Source organism: Propionivibrio sp. (assembly GCF_016790145.1).
Classification (GTDB): Bacteria; Pseudomonadota; Gammaproteobacteria; order Burkholderiales; family Rhodocyclaceae; genus Propionivibrio.
Map to the genome: position 1 here is coordinate 45073 of NZ_JAEUOI010000047.1, position 20645 is coordinate 65717.

The 20645-nt window shown below is 59.4% G+C and carries 17 protein-coding genes, 3 tRNA genes and 2 riboswitches; of the genes, 1 reads left to right on the forward strand and 19 read right to left on the reverse strand.

The features are described from left to right. Positions 1-21: 21 nt before the first annotated feature. The 5 genes from typA to JNM42_RS04480 form a co-directional block, all read right to left on the reverse strand. Positions 22-1866 carry a translational GTPase TypA gene (gene typA / locus JNM42_RS04460; protein ID WP_294266788.1) on the reverse strand — a complete coding sequence of 615 codons (1845 nt, stop codon included), beginning with the start codon at positions 1864-1866 and terminating at the stop codon, positions 22-24. 344 nt (positions 1867-2210) lie between these two features. After that, positions 2211-4436, reverse strand: coding sequence for a YgiQ family radical SAM protein (locus JNM42_RS04465; RefSeq protein WP_366504403.1), 2226 nt, complete (start codon positions 4434-4436; stop codon positions 2211-2213). A gap of 129 nt (positions 4437-4565) precedes the next feature. Beyond that, positions 4566-4641: transfer RNA gene (locus JNM42_RS04470), tRNA-His, on the reverse strand. An 8-nt stretch (positions 4642-4649) separates the two neighbouring features. Then, a tRNA-Arg gene (locus JNM42_RS04475) sits at positions 4650-4726 on the reverse strand. 62 nt (positions 4727-4788) lie between these two features. Continuing rightward, a tRNA-Pro gene (locus tag JNM42_RS04480) sits at positions 4789-4865 on the reverse strand. A 272-nt stretch (positions 4866-5137) separates the two neighbouring features. Between JNM42_RS04480 and dksA the strand changes: the two genes are divergently transcribed. Continuing rightward, complete coding sequence (dksA, locus tag JNM42_RS04485) at positions 5138-5563, forward strand: RNA polymerase-binding protein DksA (RefSeq protein WP_294266791.1); 426 nt, start codon at positions 5138-5140, stop codon at positions 5561-5563. A gap of 96 nt (positions 5564-5659) precedes the next feature. Here the strand turns inward: dksA and pnp are convergent, their stop codons facing one another. The 14 genes from pnp to JNM42_RS04555 form a co-directional block, all read right to left on the reverse strand. Further along, positions 5660-7786, reverse strand: a complete 2127-nt coding sequence (gene pnp / locus JNM42_RS04490; protein ID WP_294266794.1) for a polyribonucleotide nucleotidyltransferase — start codon at positions 7784-7786, stop codon at positions 5660-5662. Positions 7787-7960: 174 nt separating this feature from the next. Beyond that, entirely contained in the window at positions 7961-8230 is a 270-nt protein-coding gene (rpsO, locus tag JNM42_RS04495) for a 30S ribosomal protein S15 (protein WP_294266797.1), read from the reverse strand. 142 nt (positions 8231-8372) lie between these two features. Continuing rightward, complete coding sequence (gene truB / locus JNM42_RS04500; RefSeq protein ID WP_294266800.1) at positions 8373-9281, reverse strand: tRNA pseudouridine(55) synthase TruB; 909 nt, start codon at positions 9279-9281, stop codon at positions 8373-8375. Further along, positions 9268-9663 (reverse strand): 30S ribosome-binding factor RbfA, encoded by a 396-nt coding sequence (gene rbfA / locus JNM42_RS04505; RefSeq protein WP_294266899.1) that lies wholly within the window; start codon positions 9661-9663, stop codon positions 9268-9270. Before rbfA ends, truB begins: the two co-directional genes overlap by 14 nt. 6 nt (positions 9664-9669) lie before the next feature. Beyond that, a complete protein-coding gene (gene infB / locus JNM42_RS04510; protein WP_294266802.1) occupies positions 9670-12405 on the reverse strand; it encodes a translation initiation factor IF-2 in 2736 nt (911 codons plus the stop codon). 17 nt (positions 12406-12422) lie between these two features. Further along, a complete protein-coding gene (gene nusA / locus JNM42_RS04515) occupies positions 12423-13895 on the reverse strand; it encodes a transcription termination factor NusA (RefSeq protein WP_294266805.1) in 1473 nt (490 codons plus the stop codon). Between the two features lie 28 nt (positions 13896-13923). Next, a complete protein-coding gene (gene rimP / locus JNM42_RS04520) occupies positions 13924-14370 on the reverse strand; it encodes a ribosome maturation factor RimP (RefSeq protein WP_294266808.1) in 447 nt (148 codons plus the stop codon). A gap of 133 nt (positions 14371-14503) precedes the next feature. Then, a complete protein-coding gene (locus JNM42_RS04525; RefSeq protein ID WP_294266817.1) occupies positions 14504-15478 on the reverse strand; it encodes a pseudouridine synthase in 975 nt (324 codons plus the stop codon). Then, positions 15468-16067 carry an SMC-Scp complex subunit ScpB gene (gene scpB, locus JNM42_RS04530; RefSeq protein WP_294266821.1) on the reverse strand — a complete coding sequence of 200 codons (600 nt, stop codon included), beginning with the start codon at positions 16065-16067 and terminating at the stop codon, positions 15468-15470. The genes JNM42_RS04525 and scpB overlap by 11 nt, the downstream gene beginning before the upstream one ends. Continuing rightward, positions 16048-16887 (reverse strand): ScpA family protein, encoded by an 840-nt coding sequence (locus tag JNM42_RS04535; protein WP_294266826.1) that lies wholly within the window; start codon positions 16885-16887, stop codon positions 16048-16050. Before JNM42_RS04535 ends, scpB begins: the two co-directional genes overlap by 20 nt. 5 nt (positions 16888-16892) lie before the next feature. Continuing rightward, the gene (locus JNM42_RS04540) at positions 16893-18095 is read right to left on the reverse strand and encodes a tryptophan--tRNA ligase (RefSeq protein WP_294266829.1); all 1203 of its coding nucleotides are present in this window, start codon (positions 18093-18095) and stop codon (positions 16893-16895) included. Positions 18096-18099: 4 nt separating this feature from the next. Then, positions 18100-18768 (reverse strand): site-2 protease family protein, encoded by a 669-nt coding sequence (locus JNM42_RS04545; protein ID WP_294266832.1) that lies wholly within the window; start codon positions 18766-18768, stop codon positions 18100-18102. A gap of 7 nt (positions 18769-18775) precedes the next feature. Further along, entirely contained in the window at positions 18776-19402 is a 627-nt protein-coding gene (locus JNM42_RS04550; protein WP_294266839.1) for an L-threonylcarbamoyladenylate synthase, read from the reverse strand. Positions 19403-19404: 2 nt separating this feature from the next. Further along, positions 19405-20235: a 3',5'-nucleoside bisphosphate phosphatase gene (locus tag JNM42_RS04555; protein WP_294266842.1), complete on the reverse strand. Its 831-nt coding sequence runs from the start codon at positions 20233-20235 to the stop codon at positions 19405-19407. Between the two features lie 137 nt (positions 20236-20372). Next, positions 20373-20477, forward strand: a riboswitch (glycine riboswitch). Between the two features lie 3 nt (positions 20478-20480). Beyond that, positions 20481-20585, forward strand: a riboswitch (glycine riboswitch). The last annotated feature ends 60 nt before the right edge of the window (positions 20586-20645 follow it).

Consider the following 20645-nt stretch of genomic DNA (forward strand, 5'->3'; position numbering starts at 1 on the left):
TGTCCCGAATTACTGGTGACGCTACCCCTCGGCACGACTCGCGCGCCGGCGTTCGTGCTCGATGAGGTGGCGCTTGCGCATGCGGATGCTTTTCGGGGTGATTTCAACGAGTTCGTCGTCGTCGATGAACTCGACGGCGCTCTCCAGCGTGACATCGACCGGCGGCACCAGGCGCACGGCCTCGTCGGTACCCGAGGAACGGACGTTGGTCAGTTGCTTGCCCTTGATCGGGTTGACCACGAGGTCGTTATCGCGCGAGTGAATGCCGATGATCATGCCTTCGTAGAGGCGGTCGCCGGGAACGGTGAACATGCGGCCGCGGTCCTGCAGCTTCCATAACGCATAGGCCACGGCTTCGCCGTGTTCGGCCGAAATCAGCACGCCGTTGCGGCGGCCGGGCATGTCGCCCTTGACCGGGGCGTAATCGTCAAAGACATGGCTCATCAGGCCGGTGCCGCGCGTCAGGTTCATGCACTCGCCCTGGAAGCCGATCAGACCGCGCGCCGGAATGCGGTACTCGAGACGGACGCGCCCGCGACCGTCGGAAACCATGTCCTGCAGGTCGCCCTTGCGGTAGCCGAGCGCTTCCATGATGCCGCCCTGATGCGCCTCTTCGACATCCAGCGTAAGCATCTCGTAAGGCTCGCATTCGACGCCGTCGATCGTCTTGTAGATCACCTTCGGACGACCGACGGCCAGTTCGAAACCTTCACGGCGCATCGTTTCCAGCAGGATCGTCAGGTGCAGTTCGCCGCGCCCGGAGACGAGGAAGGAATCGGTTTCGCTGGTTTCTTCGACGCGCAGCGCCATGTTGGTCAGCAGCTCCTTGTTCAGGCGCTCGCGGATCTGGCGACTGGTGACGAACTTGCCTTCGGTTCCGGCATACGGCGAGTTGTTGACCATGAAGGTCATGTTCAGCGTCGGCTCGTCGATCTTCAGCATCGGCAACGCTTCGGGCCTGTCGTTATCGGTGATCGTGCAGCCGATCGAGAGGTCGTCAACGCCGGTCACCAGAACGATGTCGCCGGCCACCGCCTCATCCAGCGAAACCCGTTCGATTCCGCGAAAACCGAAGACCTGATTGACCTTGGCCGTTTTCGGGTTGCCATGCTCGAACTTGCCCTCTGCATCGGCCTGGCCGTACATCACGGTGATCTGCTGCGCCGGCTTCAGGCGGCCGCGCTGAATGCGGCCAATGCCGATGCGGCCGACGTAGGACGAATAGTCGAGTGCCGAAATCTGCAATTGCAGCGGGCCGTCGATTTCGTCGGCGTGCGGCGGTGGAACGTGTTTAAGGATGGCCTCGAACATCGGTCGCATGTCGGGTGAGGGTTTGGCCAGATCGAGCGTGGCATAACCATTGAGCGCCGAAGCGTAGATCACCGGAAAATCGAGTTGCTCGTCATTGGCGCCGAGCTTGTCGAAAAGATCGAAGGTGTGATCGACCACCCAGTCTGGACGTGCGCCGTCACGGTCGATCTTGTTGACCACGACAATCGGTTTGAGTCCGAGCGCCAGCGCCTTCTTGGTCACGAAGCGCGTCTGCGGCATCGGCCCTTCGACGGCATCGACCAGCAACAGCACGCCATCGACCATCGACAGCACGCGCTCGACCTCGCCGCCGAAGTCGGCGTGCCCCGGCGTATCGACGATGTTGATATGCACCCCCTGATAGTCGACGGCCAGATTCTTGGCGAGAATGGTGATGCCCCGCTCCTTTTCCAGATCGTTCGAGTCCATGACGCGTTCGGCGATGTGCTGGTGGGCTGAAAAACTCCCGGCCTGATGCAGCAGCTTGTCGACGAGCGTGGTCTTGCCGTGGTCGACGTGGGCAATGATGGCGATGTTACGAACTGAACGGGACATGAGGGGGTAACTCTTTGATAAAAGGCGGCGATCTTAGCACATACCGGGCTTCGTATGTTGCAGCGCAAAAACTAAATCAGGGCGATTGAACGAATGGCTTTGGAATTGGAAGCGGCTTAACAATCCCAAATCTTCATTCCGGCAAAGGCTGGAATCCAGTTTTTGCCGCACCAACTGGGTCCCGGCTTTCGGCGGGACGACGGTTTCTGGATAAGCCTGTAGGTCGGGTCAAGCCGCCAGGCCGTAGCCCGACCTTGCAGGGGCCGTGAGCATAAGCCGAAGTTTCGGTCAGCGTCGTAGGGTTTCGGCCTATGGCCTGACCTGACCTACTTGATTATTTTCTTTTACCTGGTGCCTCTTGGTGTCCTTGGTGACCTGGTGGTTTGCACTTTTGGGTTTTGTTGACCCGATTTCTGAATCATCCCCGATTCCCGATGCCGCAAACCTGTGCCGGCCGGCTGAAACCCCGGAATCAGGTGTTTCTTGCCGCTGCCGATCAGGTCGGCGCGGCCCATCTGGCGCAGGGCATCGCGCAGCAGGGGCCAGTTTTCCGGGTCGTGGTAGCGCAGAAATGCCTTGTGCACGCGGCGCATGCGGCTGGCGCGGACGGTCTCGACCTGTTCCGAGTTACGCGTGACTTTTCGCAGCGGGTTGCGCTGCGTGTGGTACATCGCGGTGGCGATGGCCATCGGCGTCGGCAGGAAGGTCTGCACCTGGTCGAGACGGAAGTTGTTCTGCTTGAGCCACAACGCCAGGTTGAGCATGTCCACATCGCGCGTTCCGGGATGCGCGGCGATGAAGGACGGGATCAGGTACTGCTCCTTGCCCGCCTCCTTCGAAAACTTGTCGAACAGCCGCTTGAACTCGTCGTAGGCGCCGATTCCCGGCTTCATCATGTGCGCCAGCGGCCCTTCTTCGGTATGCTCAGGGGCGATTTTCAGGTAGCCGCCGACGTGATGCGTCACCAGTTCCTTCACGTACTCGGGCGAACGCAGGGCCAGGTCGTAGCGCAGGCCGGAACCGATCAGCACCCGTTTAACGCCCTTGATCGCCCGCGCCTTGCGGTAGAGCTGGATGAGCGGCGCGTGGTCGGTATTCAGGTTGTCGCAGATGCCGGGGAACACACACGAGAGGAGGCGGCACGCGGCTTCGATTTTCGGATCCTTGCAGGCCAGCCGGTACATATTGGCCGTCGGCCCGCCGAGATCGGAAATGGTTCCGGTGAAGCCTGGCGTTCGGTCGCGGATTTCCTCGATCTCTCTGAGGATCGATTCTTCCGAGCGGCTCTGGATGATGCGCCCTTCGTGTTCGGTGATCGAGCAGAAGGTACAGCCGCCAAAGCAGCCGCGCATGATGTTGATCGAGAAACGGATCATGTCGAAGGCCGGAATCTTCGCCTCACCGTACGCGGGGTGCGGTTTGCGCTGGAACGGCGCGGCAAAGACGCCATCCATCTCTGCCGTTGTCAGCGGGATCGGCGGCGGATTGAGCCACACGTCACGCTCGCCGTGCGCCTGGATCAGCGCGCGCGCGTTGCCCGGGTTCGATTCGATGTGGAAGGTTCGCGAGGCATGGGCATAGAGTACCGGATCGGCCACCACCTGCTCGTAGGACGGCAGACGAATCGCCGTCCGCGACCGCTCCAGCCGGGGCATGCGGGTGTGCGACTTGAGCTGCGGGTGGAAGCGGATGGCCTGCGGGATGGCCTGCGCCGGTGCCCTGGGCGCTTCTCCTGGCGCTGCCGACGAGGCACAGAGCGTTTCCTTGCCCGGCTCGGGTTGCATGGCGTACGGGTCGGCGTGGCGGATCAGCGGCCCCGGCGTGTCGACGTCGCTGGCATCGATCTCCGACCAGTCGCTGGCGGGCAACCAGCCGCGCGGCACCATGAAGGCGGTACCGCGCAGATCGCGGATTTCAGCAATCTTTTCGCCGGCCGCCAGGCGGTGTGCAAGCGCCACGATGGCGCGCTCGGCGCTGCCAAAGATCAGCATGTCGGCTTTAGAATCGGGCAACACCGAGCGCCGCACTTTGTCCGACCAGTAATCGTAGTGGGCGATCCGGCGCAGGCTGGCTTCGATCGAGCCGATTACGACATTGGCCTGCGGAAACGCTTCGCGGCAACGCTGGGCATAAACCACGACGGCGCGGTCCGGCCGCCTGTTGGGCTCGGCATTGGGAGTATAGGCATCGTCCGAACGGATTTTCCGGTCCGAGGTGTAGCGATTGACCATCGAATCCATGTTGCCCGAGGTCACGCCAAAGAACAGGTTGGGCTGGCCCAGCGTCCTGAAGGCCTTGGCCGACAGCCAGTCGGGCTGGCTGATGATGCCGACTCGAAAGCCCTGCGCCTCAAGCAGGCGCCCGACCAGCGCCATGCCGAAACTCGGATGATCGATGTAGGCATCGCCGGTGACCAGAATGATGTCGCAGGAATCCCAGCCGAGCACGTCCATCTCGGCGCGCGACATGGGCAGGAAGGGCGCAACGCCAAAGCGCCCGGCCCAGAACTTGCGGTAGGAAAACAGGGGTTTCGCTACGCCGCTCTGCAGCGGCGACACGGATGTATTCATTGGGGGCGGAACCGGCAGTGATCAGACATTTCGGAGCATGCAAGCATAGGCAATCAGACCAGTCCTTGGTTCAATCGGGGATCGGGAAATAAGAACCCCCGCAAGCTTTTGGCTGGCAGGGGTTCGGTCTGGGGCGATGTACGGGGGTCGAACCCGTGACACCTGGAATCACAATCCAGTGCTCTACCAACTGAGCTAACACCGCCATCGATCTGGCACGCCCGGCGAGACTCGAACTCACAACCCCCGGCTTAGAAGGCCGGTGCTCTATCCGGTTGAGCTACGGGCGCGAATCGCGAGACTGTCGGGAATTGCTTCCCGCCGGTACCGCTTCTTGATTTAAAAAAATTTCTGGTCGGGGCGGTGGGATTCGAACTCACGACCCTCTGCTCCCAAAGCAGATGCGCTACCAGGCTGCGCTACGCCCCGAAGAAGGGCGCATTCTACAGACTGACCCTGGCAAGGTCAATTGCGCAGCGCGCTTTTGTCGCGCTGTTTTACTGGCTGTCGCAAATCTGTTTGCATTCTGGTGGTGTCTGTACCGGAACCTGGCGAAGGCAAGTAGCGCAAGGCGCTGGTTACGTTACAATCCCCTCAGGACAGGCGAACGAACTCCCGGCATTTCATCGATAACTTGCAGGGTTCCGCTATTTCTGATATTAAATCGCCTTTTTGCAAAAACGAATGGATGGTTTCTGAACATGAGTGAAGAATTGCTCCACAAACATTTCGCCCCCTACACTGCCAAAAAGGGCGAGGAATACATGAGCAGCAAACAACTGACTCATTTCCGCACCATCCTCGAAACGCTCAAGTTGGAACTGATGAGCGACATCGAGCGTACGGTTCACACCATGCAGGATGAAGCGACCGTTTTCGCCGACCCCAACGACCGTGCAAGCCAGGAAACCGACATTGCCATCGAGCTTCGTAACCGCGATCGCGAACGCAAGCTGATCAAGAAAATTGAAGAAACGATAGACCGCATCGAAAACGGTGACTACGGTTACTGCAACGGTTGCGGCGTCGAGATCGGCATCAAGCGCCTCGAAGCCCGCCCGACGGCGACACTGTGCATCGACTGCAAGACGCTTGAGGAAGTCCGCGAAAGGCAGATCGCCAAATAGGCGGCCATTCACTGGCGATTCTTACGTCATCGAATGTTGACGTTCAAATAAAAAAGGACGCCGCAGCGTCCTTTTTGTCACCCGGCGAAAAATTACTTATTGATGCGAGGCAGCCGGCACGGCGGCCGCACCGCCCTCTTCCACGCTCACCGCCTTCATCGACAGGCGCACGCGTCCTTTTTCGTCTGCTTCGAGCACCTTGACGCGGACTTTCTGGCCTTCCTTGAGGTAGTCGGCAACCGCATTGACGCGCTCGTTTGCGATTTGCGAGATATGCAGCAGTCCGTCGCGTCCCGGCAGGATGCTGACGATGGCACCAAAGTCGAGGAGCTTGAGTACAGTCCCTTCGTAAACCTTGCCCACTTCGACTTCGGCGGTGATCGCTTCGATGCGAGCCTTGGCCTGTTTGGCGGCGTCACCGCTAACTGAAGCAATGGTGATCGAACCGTCTTCCTTGATGTCGATGGTGGTGCCGGTTTCCTCGGTGATGGCGCGAATCACGGCGCCCCCCTTGCCGATCACGTCACGAATCTTCTCCGGGTTGATCTTCATCGTGTAAAGGCGAGGTGCGTAGGTCGATACTTCTTCACGCGGGCCGGAAGACAAGCTCTGCATCTGGGCCAGGATATGCAGACGCGCTTCCTTGGCCTGAGCCAGCGCCACCTGCATGATTTCCTTGGTAATGCCCTGAATCTTGATGTCCATCTGCAGCGCGGTGACGCCCGAATCGGTGCCGGCGACCTTGAAGTCCATGTCGCCGAGGTGATCTTCGTCGCCCAGGATGTCGGTGAGAACGGCAAAACGATTGCCATCCTTGATCAGACCCATGGCGATGCCGGCCACATGCGCCTTGAGCGGCACACCGGCATCCATCAGCGCCAGGGAAGAACCACAGACCGAAGCCATCGAGCTCGAACCATTTGATTCGGTGATCTCGGAGACAACACGCATGGTGTAGGAGAAGTCTTCCGCTTTCGGCAGAACGGCGATCATGGCCCGCTTGGCGAGACGGCCATGGCCGATTTCGCGACGCTTCGGCGTACCCATGCGACCGCATTCACCCGTGGCATAGGGCGGGAAGTTGTAGTGCAGCATGAAGCGCTCGCGGTATTCACCGGCGAGGGCATCGATGATCTGCTCGTCACGGCCGGTACCCAGCGTGGCTACAACCAGCGCCTGCGTTTCGCCGCGCGTGAATAGCGCAGAGCCGTGGGTGCGCGGCAATACGCCCGAACGGATGGCAATCGGGCGCACGGTACGCGTATCGCGACCGTCTATGCGCGGTTCGCCAGCCAGAATGCGGCTACGCACGATTTTGGCTTCGATCTCGAAGAACAGATTCTTGATGGTGTTGGCATCAGGCGCATTATCGCCCGCGCTCAGCACTTCAATCGCCTTGCTCGAAATATCATGGATGCGCTGGGTACGCTGCTGCTTGCTGGTGATGCGGAAAGCGTCCTGCAGGTCGGCTTCAACCAGGGCGTTGAGCTTGCCGGCCAGTTCTTCATTCCTGGCTGCGGGCGCCCAGTCCCACTCCGGCTTGCCGGCTTCTTCAACCAGTTCGTTGATGGCGTTGATGACAACCTGCATCTGGTCATGGCCGTATACCACGGCACCGAGCATGACTTCCTCGGACAATATGTCGGCTTCCGATTCAACCATCAGCACCGCCGATTGCGTTCCGGCGACGACCAGGTTGAGCTGGCTGCTCTTGAGCTGGCTCTGCGTCGGGTTAAGCACATACTGGCCGTCGATATAACCGACACGGGCCGCACCGATCGGGCCGTCGAACGGGATACCGGAAACAGCCATGGCGGCAGAAGCACCGATGATCGAAGGGATATCCGGATCGATCTCGGGGTTGAGCGAAACCACCATCGCCACCACCTGTACTTCATTGTAGAAACCCTCAGGAAAGAGCGGGCGAAGCGGACGGTCGATCAGACGCGAGGTCAGTGTTTCCTTTTCCGACGCGCGGCCTTCACGCTTGAAGAAACCACCGGGAATGCGGCCGGCCGCATAGGTCTTTTCAATGTAATCGACGGTCAACGGAAAAAAATCCTGTCCCGGCTTGGCTGACTTGTTGCCGACCACCGAGACCAGAACGACGGTGTCATCGACGGTGACGAGGATGACTGCACCGGCCTGACGGCCAATTTCACCGGTTTCCAGCGTAACCTGATGAGCACCATAAGCGAAAGTTTTCTTGACGATAGTAAACATTATTCCCTCTCTCAATAGTTCAACTTACGTACCCACGACACCGGTACGCAATTCAACAACGCGCCAAAATGGCAAAAAGCAGCAAAGACAGCGGCACAGCCCACAAGGGGCTGGCCGCTGTCATCCACTCGACTCTTCTGCACTCCCGACCGCACTGCGGTTCGGCAGACAGGCTTACTTACGCAGGCCGAGACGTTGAATCAGCGCACGATAAGAATCGGCGTTCGTACTCTTCAGGTAGTCGAGCAGCTTGCGCCGACGGCTGACCATGCGCAGCAGCCCGCGCCGTGAATGATGGTCCTTGACGTGCTCCTTGAAGTGAGCGGTCAAGTCATTGATACGCGCGGTGAGCAAAGCCACCTGGACTTCGGAGGAACCGGTATCACCCGCGCTACGCTGGTAATCGCTCATGATCTGCGCTCTTTGCGCAACATTGATCGCCATGTCAAACTCTCTTTCGTGAAAATGGCGCAGCCCCAGTTTGATAGAGCACACGCCAGGTTAATGAACAGGATAATCGCTTGGCGAAGCGAGCCGCGGATTATAGCCTGTTCACGCGTTGGCCGACAAGCTTGGCGTATCGCGATCAGGCGCACACCAGGCGGCGCGGATGCACTTTTCCTGAAGCGTCGGCTTCACCCAGACCGAGCAAACGATGCTCGCCATACACCCGGCACTTTCCCTGCATTGCCGTGTCGGGACCCGCGATACTGACCGGATTGCCGTGAGAAAACCGCAGCGTGGCCTCACTGTCGAGATGGATTGCAGGTAACGTCTGCAACAGGGCATCCGGCGCCAGCAGGCACTGGGCACGATCTGCTTCGGAAAGCGCATTGAGTCGATCCAGGGTGAGCGCATCGGCAATCTGAAGCGAACCAACCGAAATCCGTCGCAAAGCCGTCAAATGAGCACCGCAGGCAAGCGCATTTCCAATATCCTCGGCCAGCGTACGAATGTAGGTTCCTTTGCTGCAGGTGACGCGCAAACGGCAGCGATCGCCGGTGAAACCGAGAAGCAACAATTCGTTGATGGTGACCGCGCGGGCTTCACGATCGACTTCAATGCCTTGCCTTGCCAACCGATAGAGGGGTTGACCATCGCGCTTGAGCGCTGAATACATTGGGGGAACCTGACTGATCCGGCCGCGAAAGCGCAGCAGGGCCGCTTCCAGTTCTGACCGTCCGAAGTGCGGTTGGCGACGTTGCAAAACAGCGCCTTCGGCATCCCCGGTATCGGTCGTCACGCCGAACAGTAGTTCAGCTTCGTAGGTTTTGTCGGCGTCGAGCAGATCCGACGAGAACTTGGTGGCCTCGCCAAAACACAGCGGCAGCAAACCTGTGGCCAGCGGATCCAGTGTTCCGGTATGCCCGGCCTTGGCAGCAGAGTACAAACGGCGCGCACTTTGCAAGGCCGCATTGGATGTCATGCCACTCGCCTTGTCGAGCAGCAGTACGCCGTCGACGCGCTGCCAGGTGCGTTTGCTACCTGTCGCCAAGATCGGTTTCAGGCGTCGGATCAGAGGCTTCCGAAATCGCCACGGCTTCCTGGATCAGCCGGGAGAGCTCGGCTCCGCGTTCGAGCGATTGATCAAACACGAAATGCAATTGCGGTGTCATGTGAATGCTGATGCGCTTGCCCAGTTCACGACGTAGGAAACCCGAGGCCTTCTGCAAGCCAGTCATCACCTCCGGCAGATGTTCGCTGCCGGCCAGGGTGCTGAAAAACACCTTGGCGTGGGCATAATCCGCCGTCACCTCAACCTCGGTGATGCTGATCATGCCAACGCGTGGATCCTTCAGTTCGGTGCGTATCAGTTCCGCCAGTTCGCGGCGAATCTGTTCGCAAACCCGGTCCTTGCGCGCAAAACTCTTGTTGATCGTCACTTACAGCGTCCGGGCGATTTCCGTCACGTCATACACTTCCAGTTGATCGCCTTCCTGATAGTCGTTGAAATTTTTCAGCGACAGGCCGCATTCGAACCCGGAACGGACTTCCTTTACATCATCCTTGAAACGCTTGAGCGACTCGAACTCACCGTCCCATATAACGACATGGTCGCGCAACAGACGGGCACGCGAGCTCCGTTTGACCAGGCCTTCGAGCACATAGCAGCCGGCGATGGTGCCGATCTTGGTGGCACGGAAGACCTGGCGAATCTCGACCAGACCGGTGACATCTTCCCGCTTTTCGGGCGACAGCATGCCTGAGAGCGCAGCCCGCACTTCATCAACCGCATCGTAAATGATGTTGTAGTAACGGATATCGACGCCCACACTCTCGGCCGCCTTGCGCGCACCGGCATCGGCACGGGTGTTGAAGCCGATGATGACCGCCTTGGAGGCTTGCGCCAGATGCACGTCGGACTCGCTGATGGCACCCACAGCTCCGTGAATGACATTGACCTTGACCTCGTCGGTTGAAAGCTTCTGCAAGGACTGAACAAGGGCTTCCTGTGAACCCTGCACGTCGGCCTTGATGATCAGCGCCAGGGTTTTGACTTCGGCTTCAGTCATCTGGTCAAGGATATTCTCGAGATTGGCGGCCTGTTTGGTGGCCAGTTTGACGTCACGGAACTTGCCCTGGCGGAAGAGTGCGATTTCTCGCGCCTTGCGCTCGTCGGCAAGAACCACGGCCTCCTGACCGGCAGCCGGCACATCCGAGAGGCCAAGAATCTCGACCGGGATCGAGGGCCCGGCTTCCTTGATCGACTTTCCATTTTCATCAAGCATGGCGCGGATACGACCGAATACCTGACCGGCCAGCAACACGTCACCTTGACGCAGGGTTCCTGTCTGCACCAGCATGGTCGCCACTGGCCCGCGTCCCTTGTCGAGACGCGCCTCGATGATCAAACCCTTCGCCGGCGCTTCCCTGGGCGCTCTCAGTTCAAGCACTTCGGCCTGGAGGAGGACATTTTCGAGGAGTTCGTCGATTCCCACACCGGTCTTGGCGGAAACGGAAATAAAGGGAGCGTCACCGCCGTACTCTTCGGGAACGACTTGCTCGGCAACCAGTTCCTGCTTGACGCGCTCGGGGTTGGCTTCCGGCTTGTCGATCTTGTTGACCGCGACAATGATCGGCACACCCGCCGCTTTGGCGTGGTGAATGGCCTCTTTCGTTTGCGGCATGACGCCGTCGTCGGCGGCGACGACCAGGATAACAAGGTCAGTCGCTTTGGCACCGCGTGCGCGCATCGCCGTGAACGCTTCGTGCCCCGGCGTATCGAGGAAGGTCACCATACCACGCTCGGTTTCGACGTGATAGGCACCAATATGCTGCGTAATGCCGCCCGCTTCACCGGAGGCCACCCGTGTACGACGAATATAGTCAAGCAGCGAGGTTTTGCCGTGGTCGACGTGTCCCATGACGGTGACCACCGGGGCACGCGGTAGTAGCGGCGCGTCATGATGCGCCGTATCGTCAATGAAGGCATCGGGATCGTCAAGTTTGGCGGCAAAGGCCTTGTGGCCCATTTCCTCGACGATAATCATCGCCGTTTCCTGATCCAGCACCTGGTTGATCGTTACCATCGAACCCATTTTCATCAGGGTCTTGATGACCTCAGTGGCCTTGACCGTCATCTTGTGTGCCAGATCGGAAACCGAAATGGTCTCCGGCACATGTACCTCGTGCACCACGGCTTCGGTAGGTGCCTGGAAGGAATGCGCCTCATCGGTCTCGGTACCACGCGTGCTGCGCTTGCCATGCTTGTTGTCACGCCAGCCCGTGCCACCTGTCGCACCACGCGTCTTCAGCCCCTGTCGCTTGTTGGCGCCCTCGTTCTTCCACTGCCCCTTCTTGTCGGCCGATTTCTTGTCGGACGCACCGGGTTTGGCTACCGGCTTGTGCAGGGTATTGTCATCCGCCGGCTTGTCAGTTGCAGTTTGTACAGCAACCTTTTTGGCGGCTTCGGCGGCGCGTGCAGCGACAGCTTTCTCTTCGGCTTCAATTTTCAGGCGTGCCAGATCGTCGATATGTTGCTTCTTGTACAAATACTCGGCTTCCTGACGTGCCCGCAGTTCGGCGTTGCGCCGTTCTTCCTCGGCGCGAAGCTTCTGTTGTTCCTCGCCAATAATCGAAGCGCGTGTCACAACTTTCTTGGTGCCGGCCCTTGCTTCGCCAGGTACTTCTGCTTTGACCTCGGTGGCCGAAGTGGCGTTCACTACTGGCCCAGAACCGGACTTCGTCTCAACGACGGATTCGACAGGTGCTTCAATAACGAGGGTTTCAACGAGCGGCTCCGGCACAACGACCTGGATTTCCGGTGCTGGAGCTACTTCGAGGCGAACCTCAGGTTGAATTTCCGGCCTAAGTTCTGGAATATCACGCTTGACCAGCACCCGCTTCTTGCGCACTTCAACCTGAACCGTATGCGACTTTCCGTGCGAGTCCTGCGATCTGATCTCGCTGGTTTCCTTGCGCGTCAGGGTAATCTTGGTCTTGGCATCGCCGACGCCGTGCGAACGACGCAGATAATCGAGCAGTCTCGACTTGTCCTGCTCGGACAGAACGTCATCCGCCTTGCTCTTGGCAACACCGGCCTTTTGCAACTGCTCGAGCAGCGACGCCGCCGGCATCTTGAGGTCGGTGGCAAATTGGGCAACACTTGTTTGCGCCATGTGGAATCCTTTTCTACTTACTCGAACCAGTGCGCACGCGCCGTGGTGATCAGTTGTTTGGCACGATCAACATCGATACCGGTCATTTCAGTGAGTTCGTCGACAGCCAGATCCGCCAGGTCGTCGCGCGTTTTGATACCGTTTCCGGCCAGCTTGCCGGCCAGCGGCTTGTCCATTCCCTCCAGGGCAAGCATGTCTTCGGCCACATCGTCGATCTGTTCTTCGGTAACGATGGCCTCGGTCAGTAAAACGTTTCGTGCGCGATCACGCAATTCCTGGACAGTAGCCTCATCAAAGGCTTCGATCTCAAGCATTTCATGCAGGGGAACGTAGGCCACTTCTTCCAGCGTCGAGAATCCTTCGCTGATCAGAATATTGGCCACCTCTTCATCGACATCAAGCTTTTCCATGAACAGCACGCGAATCGCGGCAGACTCGGCTTCAACGCGTGTCTGCGACTCTTCTTCGGTCATCAGATTGATTGTCCAGCCGGTCATTTCGGAGGCCAGGCGAACGTTCTGACCGCCACGGCCGATGGCAATCGCCAGATTGTCCTCATCAACGACGACATCCATGCTGTGCCGGTCCTCATCGACGATCACCGAAAGCACTTCGGCCGGCGCCAGTGCACCGACGACAAACTTTGCCGGATCAGCCGACCACAGCACGATATCGACACGCTCGCCGGCCAGTTCGTTGGTTACTGCCGTGACACGCATGCCGCGCATGCCGACGCAGGTACCGATCGGATCAACACGCTGGTCATTGGACTTGACGGCAATCTTGGCGCGCATGCCGGCATCGCGGGCGGCGGCCTTGATTTCAAGAAGGCCGTCATCGACTTCCGGCACTTCCATCTCGAACAGCTTGATGATGAACTCGGGCGCCGTGCGCGACAGGATCAGTTGCGGGCCACGGGCGGCACGGTCGATACGCAGCAGAAAAGCCTTGATGCGGTCACCGACGCGCAGATTCTCGCGCGGGATCATCTGGTCACGCGGCAGTACCGCCTCGATCTTGCCGGCCTCGATAATGGCATTACCGCGTTCCATACGCTTGATGGTTCCGGTAACGAGATGCTCCTTGCGCTCAAGGAAGTCATTGAGAATCTGATCGCGCTCGGCATCGCGGATTTTCTGCAGAATCACCTGCTTGGCCGCCTGAGCGCCAATTCGCCCGAAATCAATCGGTTCCAGAGTCTCTTCGAGATAATCACCGATTTCTACATCAGGATCCTGCTTCTGGGCTTCGGAGAGCGGGATATGCTGAGCCTCGTGAATGAAATCGGCGTCGGCCACGATCTCCCAGCGGCGGAAAGACTCAAAATCGCCGGTTTCTCGATCGACAACAACGCGGACATCGGCCTCGTCGTGAATGCGCTTCTTGGTCGCTGACGCAAGCGCCAATTCAAGTGCACCGAAGACGATGTCCTTGCTCACGTTTTTCTCGCGCGCCAGCACATCCACCAGCAGCAAAATTTCGCGGCTCATATTCTTACTACCCCCTGATCCAGCCTGATCATTTCTTGTCGAACCTTGGAACCAGCCGGGCCTTGTCGATATTGCCAAGATCCAGCACCACTTCGCCCGTATCTATCGTCAGGCGTAACTTGCCGTCCTGCACACCCTGCACAACGCCGTTAAAATTTCGCCGGCCACTGAGCGGGAGGCGCAACCTCAGATTGATCTCCGAGCCGCAAAAACGCTCGAAATCTTCCGGCTTCTTCAGTACCCGGTCAAGACCGGGAGAAGAAATTTCAAGACGTTCATAATCAACATTCTCGACAGCAAGCACCCGCGTTAACTGGTTGCTGACCAGCGCACAATCCTCGACATCGATACCGCCCGGCTTATCCGGCTTGTCGATGAAAAGACGCAGCACGCGGCCGCGCGGGCTCTGCTCGACGTCCACGAGTTCGAACCCGAGACCGGTCACCGTTTTATCGACAAGTTGATGCAAATCCATGGCTACAAATAAAAAATGGGCGAAAGCCCATCCCCGAAATAATTGCCCCTGAGGGGCGAGCGGAAAAACCGCCGGATTATAACGAAATTTGAAGCCGACGTAAATCTCTGATTCTCATCATCTCCTGATCGACTCAGCGTTCGCGCGGCTTATGCACCGGGCGGCCCGGCGCCGGATCGTCCATGCCGAAATCGGCTAGCAGCTTATGCACGTCGGCTTCGCCAATCTCCATGACCTGACCGCGCTTGAGGTTCGGCGGCAGGATGAACGGGCCGTAACGTACGCGAATCAGGCGGCTGACCACGGCGCCAACCGCTTCAAACAGGCGTCGTACCTCGCGGTTGCGACCTTCGAAAAGTGAAACGCGATACCAGTGATTGGCCCCCTCGCCACCCGCTTCCTGGAAGGTGGCAAACTGCGCCAGGCCATCGTCGAGTTCGATACCGTCAAGCAGGCGCTGGCGCGCATCGTCGGCCAACTCGCCAAGAATACGTACGGCGTACTCGCGAACCAAGTTGTAGCGCGGATGCATCAGCCGGTTGGCGAGATCACCGGATGTGGTAAATAGCAACAGGCCGCTGGTATTGAAATCGAGACGACCGACGGCAACCCAGCGCCCGCCGGACATCCTGGGCAGCGAGGTGAAGACGTTCGGTCGATGCTCGGGATCGTCGCGTGAAACGATCTCGCCTTCGGGTTTGTGATAAATGATTACGCGTGGCAGGCGGTTGGAAAATTTCAGATGTACCAGCTTGCCGTTGACCTTGATGCGGTCTCCCGGGCTGGCCGATTGGCCGGTCTGTGCCGTTTCGCCATTGATGTTGACGCGTCCTTCGGCAATCAGCGCTTCCATCTCGCGCCGCGAACCGACGCCGCTTTGCGCCAGCAATTTGTGCAGGCGCTCGGGCTTTCCCGGCAGTTCCTTGTGCCGGCTGCGCTTCGACGGGTCCGCCGCAGTGGCACGCGGCATCGAGCGGGCTTTGGGCCTGGCCGCGCCTTCCTCCACCGCTCGGGGCGTCCTTGCGGTGTCAAAATCTGCCGCAGTGCGTGGCTGGCGCGGCGCGCCAGTCGGTGCTCGAAACGGAGTTTTATGGGTCTTATTGGGCATCAGCCAGTTCCAGCGTTTGATTGATCATTTCGAGGGGTGGCAATTCGCTGACACTGCGCAATCCGAGGTCGTCGAGGAATTTCCTGGTCGTCGCCAGCAGTGCCGGGCGCCCTGGCGTATCGCGATGGCCAACGACATCGACCCAGCCGCGCTCTTCAAGCACCCTGATGATTTGGGTGGCTACTGAAACACCGCGGATATCCTCGATGTCGCCGCGCGTAACCGGCTGACGATAGGCAATGATGGCCAGGGTTTCGAGTACGGCACGGGAGTACTTTGGAGGTTTTTCCGGGTTGAGTCGTTCCAGGTAAGGCAGGAATTCGGCACGCGTTCGGAAGCGCCAGCCACTGGCCAACTGGATGAGTTCCAGCGGTCGTTCAGCCCATTCTGCGCGCAACTGGTCAAGCAGCACACGCAAGACATCGGCGCCAATTTCCTCGACAAAGACTTTTCTCAGTTCGTTCACGGTCAAGGGTTGCTGCGCCGCAAGCAACACCGCCTCAAGAACGTTTTTCAGGGCGTCGGGGCTATCCGGTGGATTCTGAGTGGTGCTCGAATTTGTATTTGAATCAATGTTCAACTCGTCCATCAGCCAACCTCACGTAAATCGGAGAAAATGCCTCGGCCTGCGTCATTTCGAGCAGATGCTCGCGTGCCAGTTCAAGCATCGCCAGAAAGTGTACCACCAGCACCTGAACGCCCTGCGTCGGATCGAACAAGGCAACGAACTCGACAAAGCCGCCGCTGTCGCGTACCTGACGAAGGATCAGACCCATATGTTCGCGCACCGACAGTTCCTCGCGCTGAATCAGGTGATGCGTATGCAGCCTGGCCTGACGCAGGATGACAGCCCAGGCATTCTTCAGGTCTTCGGCACTGACCTCGGGCAAGCGCTGCAGCATGGATTTTTCCACCCATACCTCAACCCAGTCGAAATCACGTTCGGCCTGCGGCATTTCGTCAAGACGGTGCGCCGCCAGCTTCATCTGTTCGTACTCGATCAGGCGGCGAACCAGTTCGGCGCGCGGATCCTCGACGGCCTCGCCCTCAACCACCCTGGCCTTGGGCAACAACATGCGCGACTTGATCTCGATCAGCATCGCCGCCATCACCAGATAGTCGGCCGCCAGTTCAAGATTGTGCGAGCGCATGGCCTCGACGTAAGTCAGATACTGCACGGTCAGCGGCGCCATCGGAATATCAAGCACATTCACATTGGCCTTGCGGATCAGGTAGAGGAGCAGATCGAGCGGCCCCTCAAAGGCGTCGAGCATGACGGCCATGGCGTCCGGCGGAATGTACAGATCGAGCGGCAACTGCACCATCGGCTCGCCGTAAATCCGCGCCAGCGGTTCCACCCCTTCGCTCCAGGGCTCTGCGGCGTGTTCGAGGGTAGCGGGATCGCTCATTAAGTTCAACTGTAATTCAGGCCCATCGCCTGGCGAACATCGCGCATCGTTTCCTGAGCCAATTGACGCGCTTTATCGTTGCCGTCGGCGATGATGTTGCGCACCAGCTTCGGATCGTCGAGGTAGGTCTGCGCACGCTCACGCATCGGGGTCTGTTCGCGCAGGATGCCGTCGATCACCGGTTGCTTGCACTCCAGGCAGCCGATGCCGGCGCTGCGGCAGCCCTGCTGCACCCAGTCCCGGCACGCAGCGTCCGCATACACCTGGTGCAACTGCCATACCGGGCACTTCTCCGGATCGCCCGGATCGTGGCGCCGGACACGCGCCGGATCGGTCGGCATGCGCCTGATTTTGTTCGTCACCGAAGCTTCGTCCTCGCGCAGCGTGATCGTGTTGTTGTATGACTTGGACATCTTCTGGCCATCGAGGCCGGGCATTCTTGAAGCTTCGGTCAATAGCGCGCCCGGCTCGACCAGGATCATTTTTCCGGTTCCTTCGAGATAACCGGACAGGCGCTCGCGCTCGACGAGTGAGAGATTCTGTGCCGCATCGAACAGCGCGTGCGCACGCTCGATGGCGCTGGCCTCTCCCTCCTGCTGATAACGCGTACGCAACTGGCTGTAAAGCCGGGCATTCCTGCTGCCCAGTTTTTTCACCGCCTCCTTCGCCTTCTCTTCGAATCCCGGCTCGCGGCCGTAAAGATGATTGAAGCGGCGAGCGATCTCGCGTGAAAACTCGATGTGCGGCACCTGATCCTCGCCCACCGGCACCTTGTCGGCACGATAGATCAGGATGTCCGCCGATTGCAGCAGCGGATAGCCCAGGAAACCATAGGTCGACAGATCCTTGCTCTCCAGCTTCTCCTGCTGATCCTTGTAGGTCGGCACACGCTCCAGCCAGCCCAGCGGCGTCATCATCGACAACAGCAGATGCAGTTCGGCGTGCTCGGGTACCTGCGACTGGATGAACAGCGTCGCCTGCGCGGGATCGACCCCGGCCGCAAGCCAGTCGATCACCATCTCCCAGGTTGCCTTCTCGATGCCCTGCGGGTCATCGTACTGGGTGGTCAGGGCGTGCCAGTCGGCGACGAAAAACAGGCAGGGATAATCGTGCTGGAGCGTGATCCAGTTCCTCAGCACGCCGTGGTAATGGCCAAGGTGCAGGCTACCCGTTGGGCGCATGCCGGAGAGGACTCGTTGTGCGTACATGGTGTTAATTCAATTGAAAGAGCATGACGATCAGATTTCTGAAGAGTGCCAGGAACGGCCCCATGATGTCACCAAGAATACCGGTAAACAATAAAAGCAGGAGGATGGGGAAACCCCATCGTTCGAGTTGGGCGTACTTCACGGCCAGCGCATGAGGCAACAGGCTGACGGCGATACGCCCGCCGTCGAGCGGCGGTAGCGGCAGCAGATTGAGTACCATCAGCACGAGATTGACGTTGATCCCGATCGCACTCATTTCCGCCAGTGGATGGCTGAACATGTTCGGAGTGATGAGCAAGGCAAGCTTGAACAACCCCGCCCAGGCAAGTGCCATCACAAGATTCATTGCCGGCCCGGCCGCCGCCACCCACAGCATGTCGCTCTTGGGGTGGCGCAGTCGGCCAAAATTGACCGGCACTGGCTTCGCCCAGCCGAAAAGCATGGCGCTCCCGGCGGCCAGATAGCTGGTCAGCAGAATCAGGCCGGGCACCAGCAAGGTGCCCACCGGGTCGATATGGCGCAGTGGATTGAGACTGATCCGACCGGCCTGCCACGCCGTCGGATCGCCAAAGTGACGCGCCGCATAGCCATGCGCGGCCTCGTGCAGCGTAATGGCAAAGATCACCGGCAGCGCGGCGATGGCGATGGTCTGGATCAGCGCAGGACTATCCATCAGGCGATCACTCCAGAGCGAAGGGGGCGAGCGGTCCGCGCCCGGCGCGGACCAGTACCGGCGGCAGACGGGTCAGGTCGAGAACGGTGGTCGGCTCCGTACCGCAAAAACCGCCATCCAGAATGAGTGCAAGACAATCGTCCAGCCGCTCCTGGATCTCCCAGCCCTCGGTCAGCGGCTCTTCGTCGCCGGGCAGCATCAGGGTTGAAGTCAGCAAGGGTTCGCCGAGTTCAGCGAGCAACGCCAGCGCCACCTTGTGCGCCGGAATGCGCAGTCCGATGGTCTTTCGCTTGGGATGCAGAACCCGGCGCGGCAATTCCTTCGTTCCCTCGAGAATGAAGGTATAACTGCCGGGTGTGGTGGCCTTTAGCAGGCGATACTGGGTGTTGTCAACCCGCGCAAACTGGGCGATCTCGGAGAGATCGCGGCACATCAGCGTCAGATGGTGGCGCTCGTCCACCGCGCGGATCTGGCGGATGCGCTCGACCGCCTCCTTGTCGCCAAGCCGGCAGCCGAGCGCGTAGCAGGAGTCGGTCGGAATGGCCACCACCCCGCCCGCCCGCACCACCTCGGCCGCCTGACTGACCAGGCGCGGCTGCGGATCGTCCGGATGGATGACAAGATAGCGTGCCATGCTCAGAAGGCTTCCCAGACCGGCGTCAGTCCCTGCGGCAAGGGCGCCAGTTTGCCCAGATCGACATAACTCTCACCCGGCCCGTGAAAATCGGAGCCGCGCGACGCCATGAAACCATACTCGCGCGCCAGACGGGCAAACACTGTAACGTTATCCGCTGAATGACTGCCCGACACGACCTCGATCGCCTGTCCGCCGAGGCTCTTGAACTCGTCAAGCAAATGCCGCATTTCCAGCCGGGAGAGCTTGTAACGCCCGGGGTGGGCGACGGCGGCAATACCGCCGGCGCCGAGTATCCAGCCGATGGAATCGGCCAGCGTCACCCAGCAATGATCGACGTACCCAGGGCGTCCCGGCACAATATAGGACTCAAAAACACTGCGCACATCCTTGCACACGCCGGCTTCGACCAGATAACGGGCGAAATGCGAGCGGCTGATCAGATTCGAGTTTTCGGCATGACGCATGGCCCCTTCGAAACAACCGTGAATGCCGATCCTGTCGAGCTCGGCTGCCATGCGCCGGGCGCGATCGACCCGACCGGTACGGATCGAAGTCAGACCGGTGTTGAGCACCTCATCATCCGCAGCGAAGGCAAAACCGAGAATGTGCACCTGCAAACCGCCCCATTCGATGGAGATTTCTACGCCGTTGACAAAACGCATCCCGAGCTCGTCGGCGACGCTTCGCGCCTCTCCCAGACCACCCAGATCGTCGTGATCGGTCAACGCCAGCAGTTCGACACCATTCTCCGCCGCACGACGCACGACCTCGGCGGCCGGCAGCAGACCGTCAGATGCGGTGGAATGGCAGTGCAGATCAGCGTTGAGCATGGGGACAGTAATCGATGAAAAATCAAGCCTGCGATGATAGCACAGTGAATCAGGCCGCCTCCGAGCTTGGGCATCACTGCGCACAGCCGAACATTCCTGATCGTACTTGCGAGCCGCACCATCCTCGCGTTATAGTTCGTCCGCGAATGGGAGAGAGTGGGTAAAAAGCGAAACCGGCAATTCCCACCGCCGAAGGCGCAATCCACCCGGAAACGCTCAGGCAAAAGGACCGTTCGTGCAATGAACTCTGGAGAGCGGCGCTTCCTGCGAAGCGCCCACCGATGGGGCAACGTGCCGGCAATCGAACGCATCGATCCGGCGCGGTAATCTCTCAGGTATCAAGGACAGGGGGGTGAACTCAAGACGAGTTCGCCCTTTTTTTGTTTCTGAAACCAAATTCAGAACCTTCT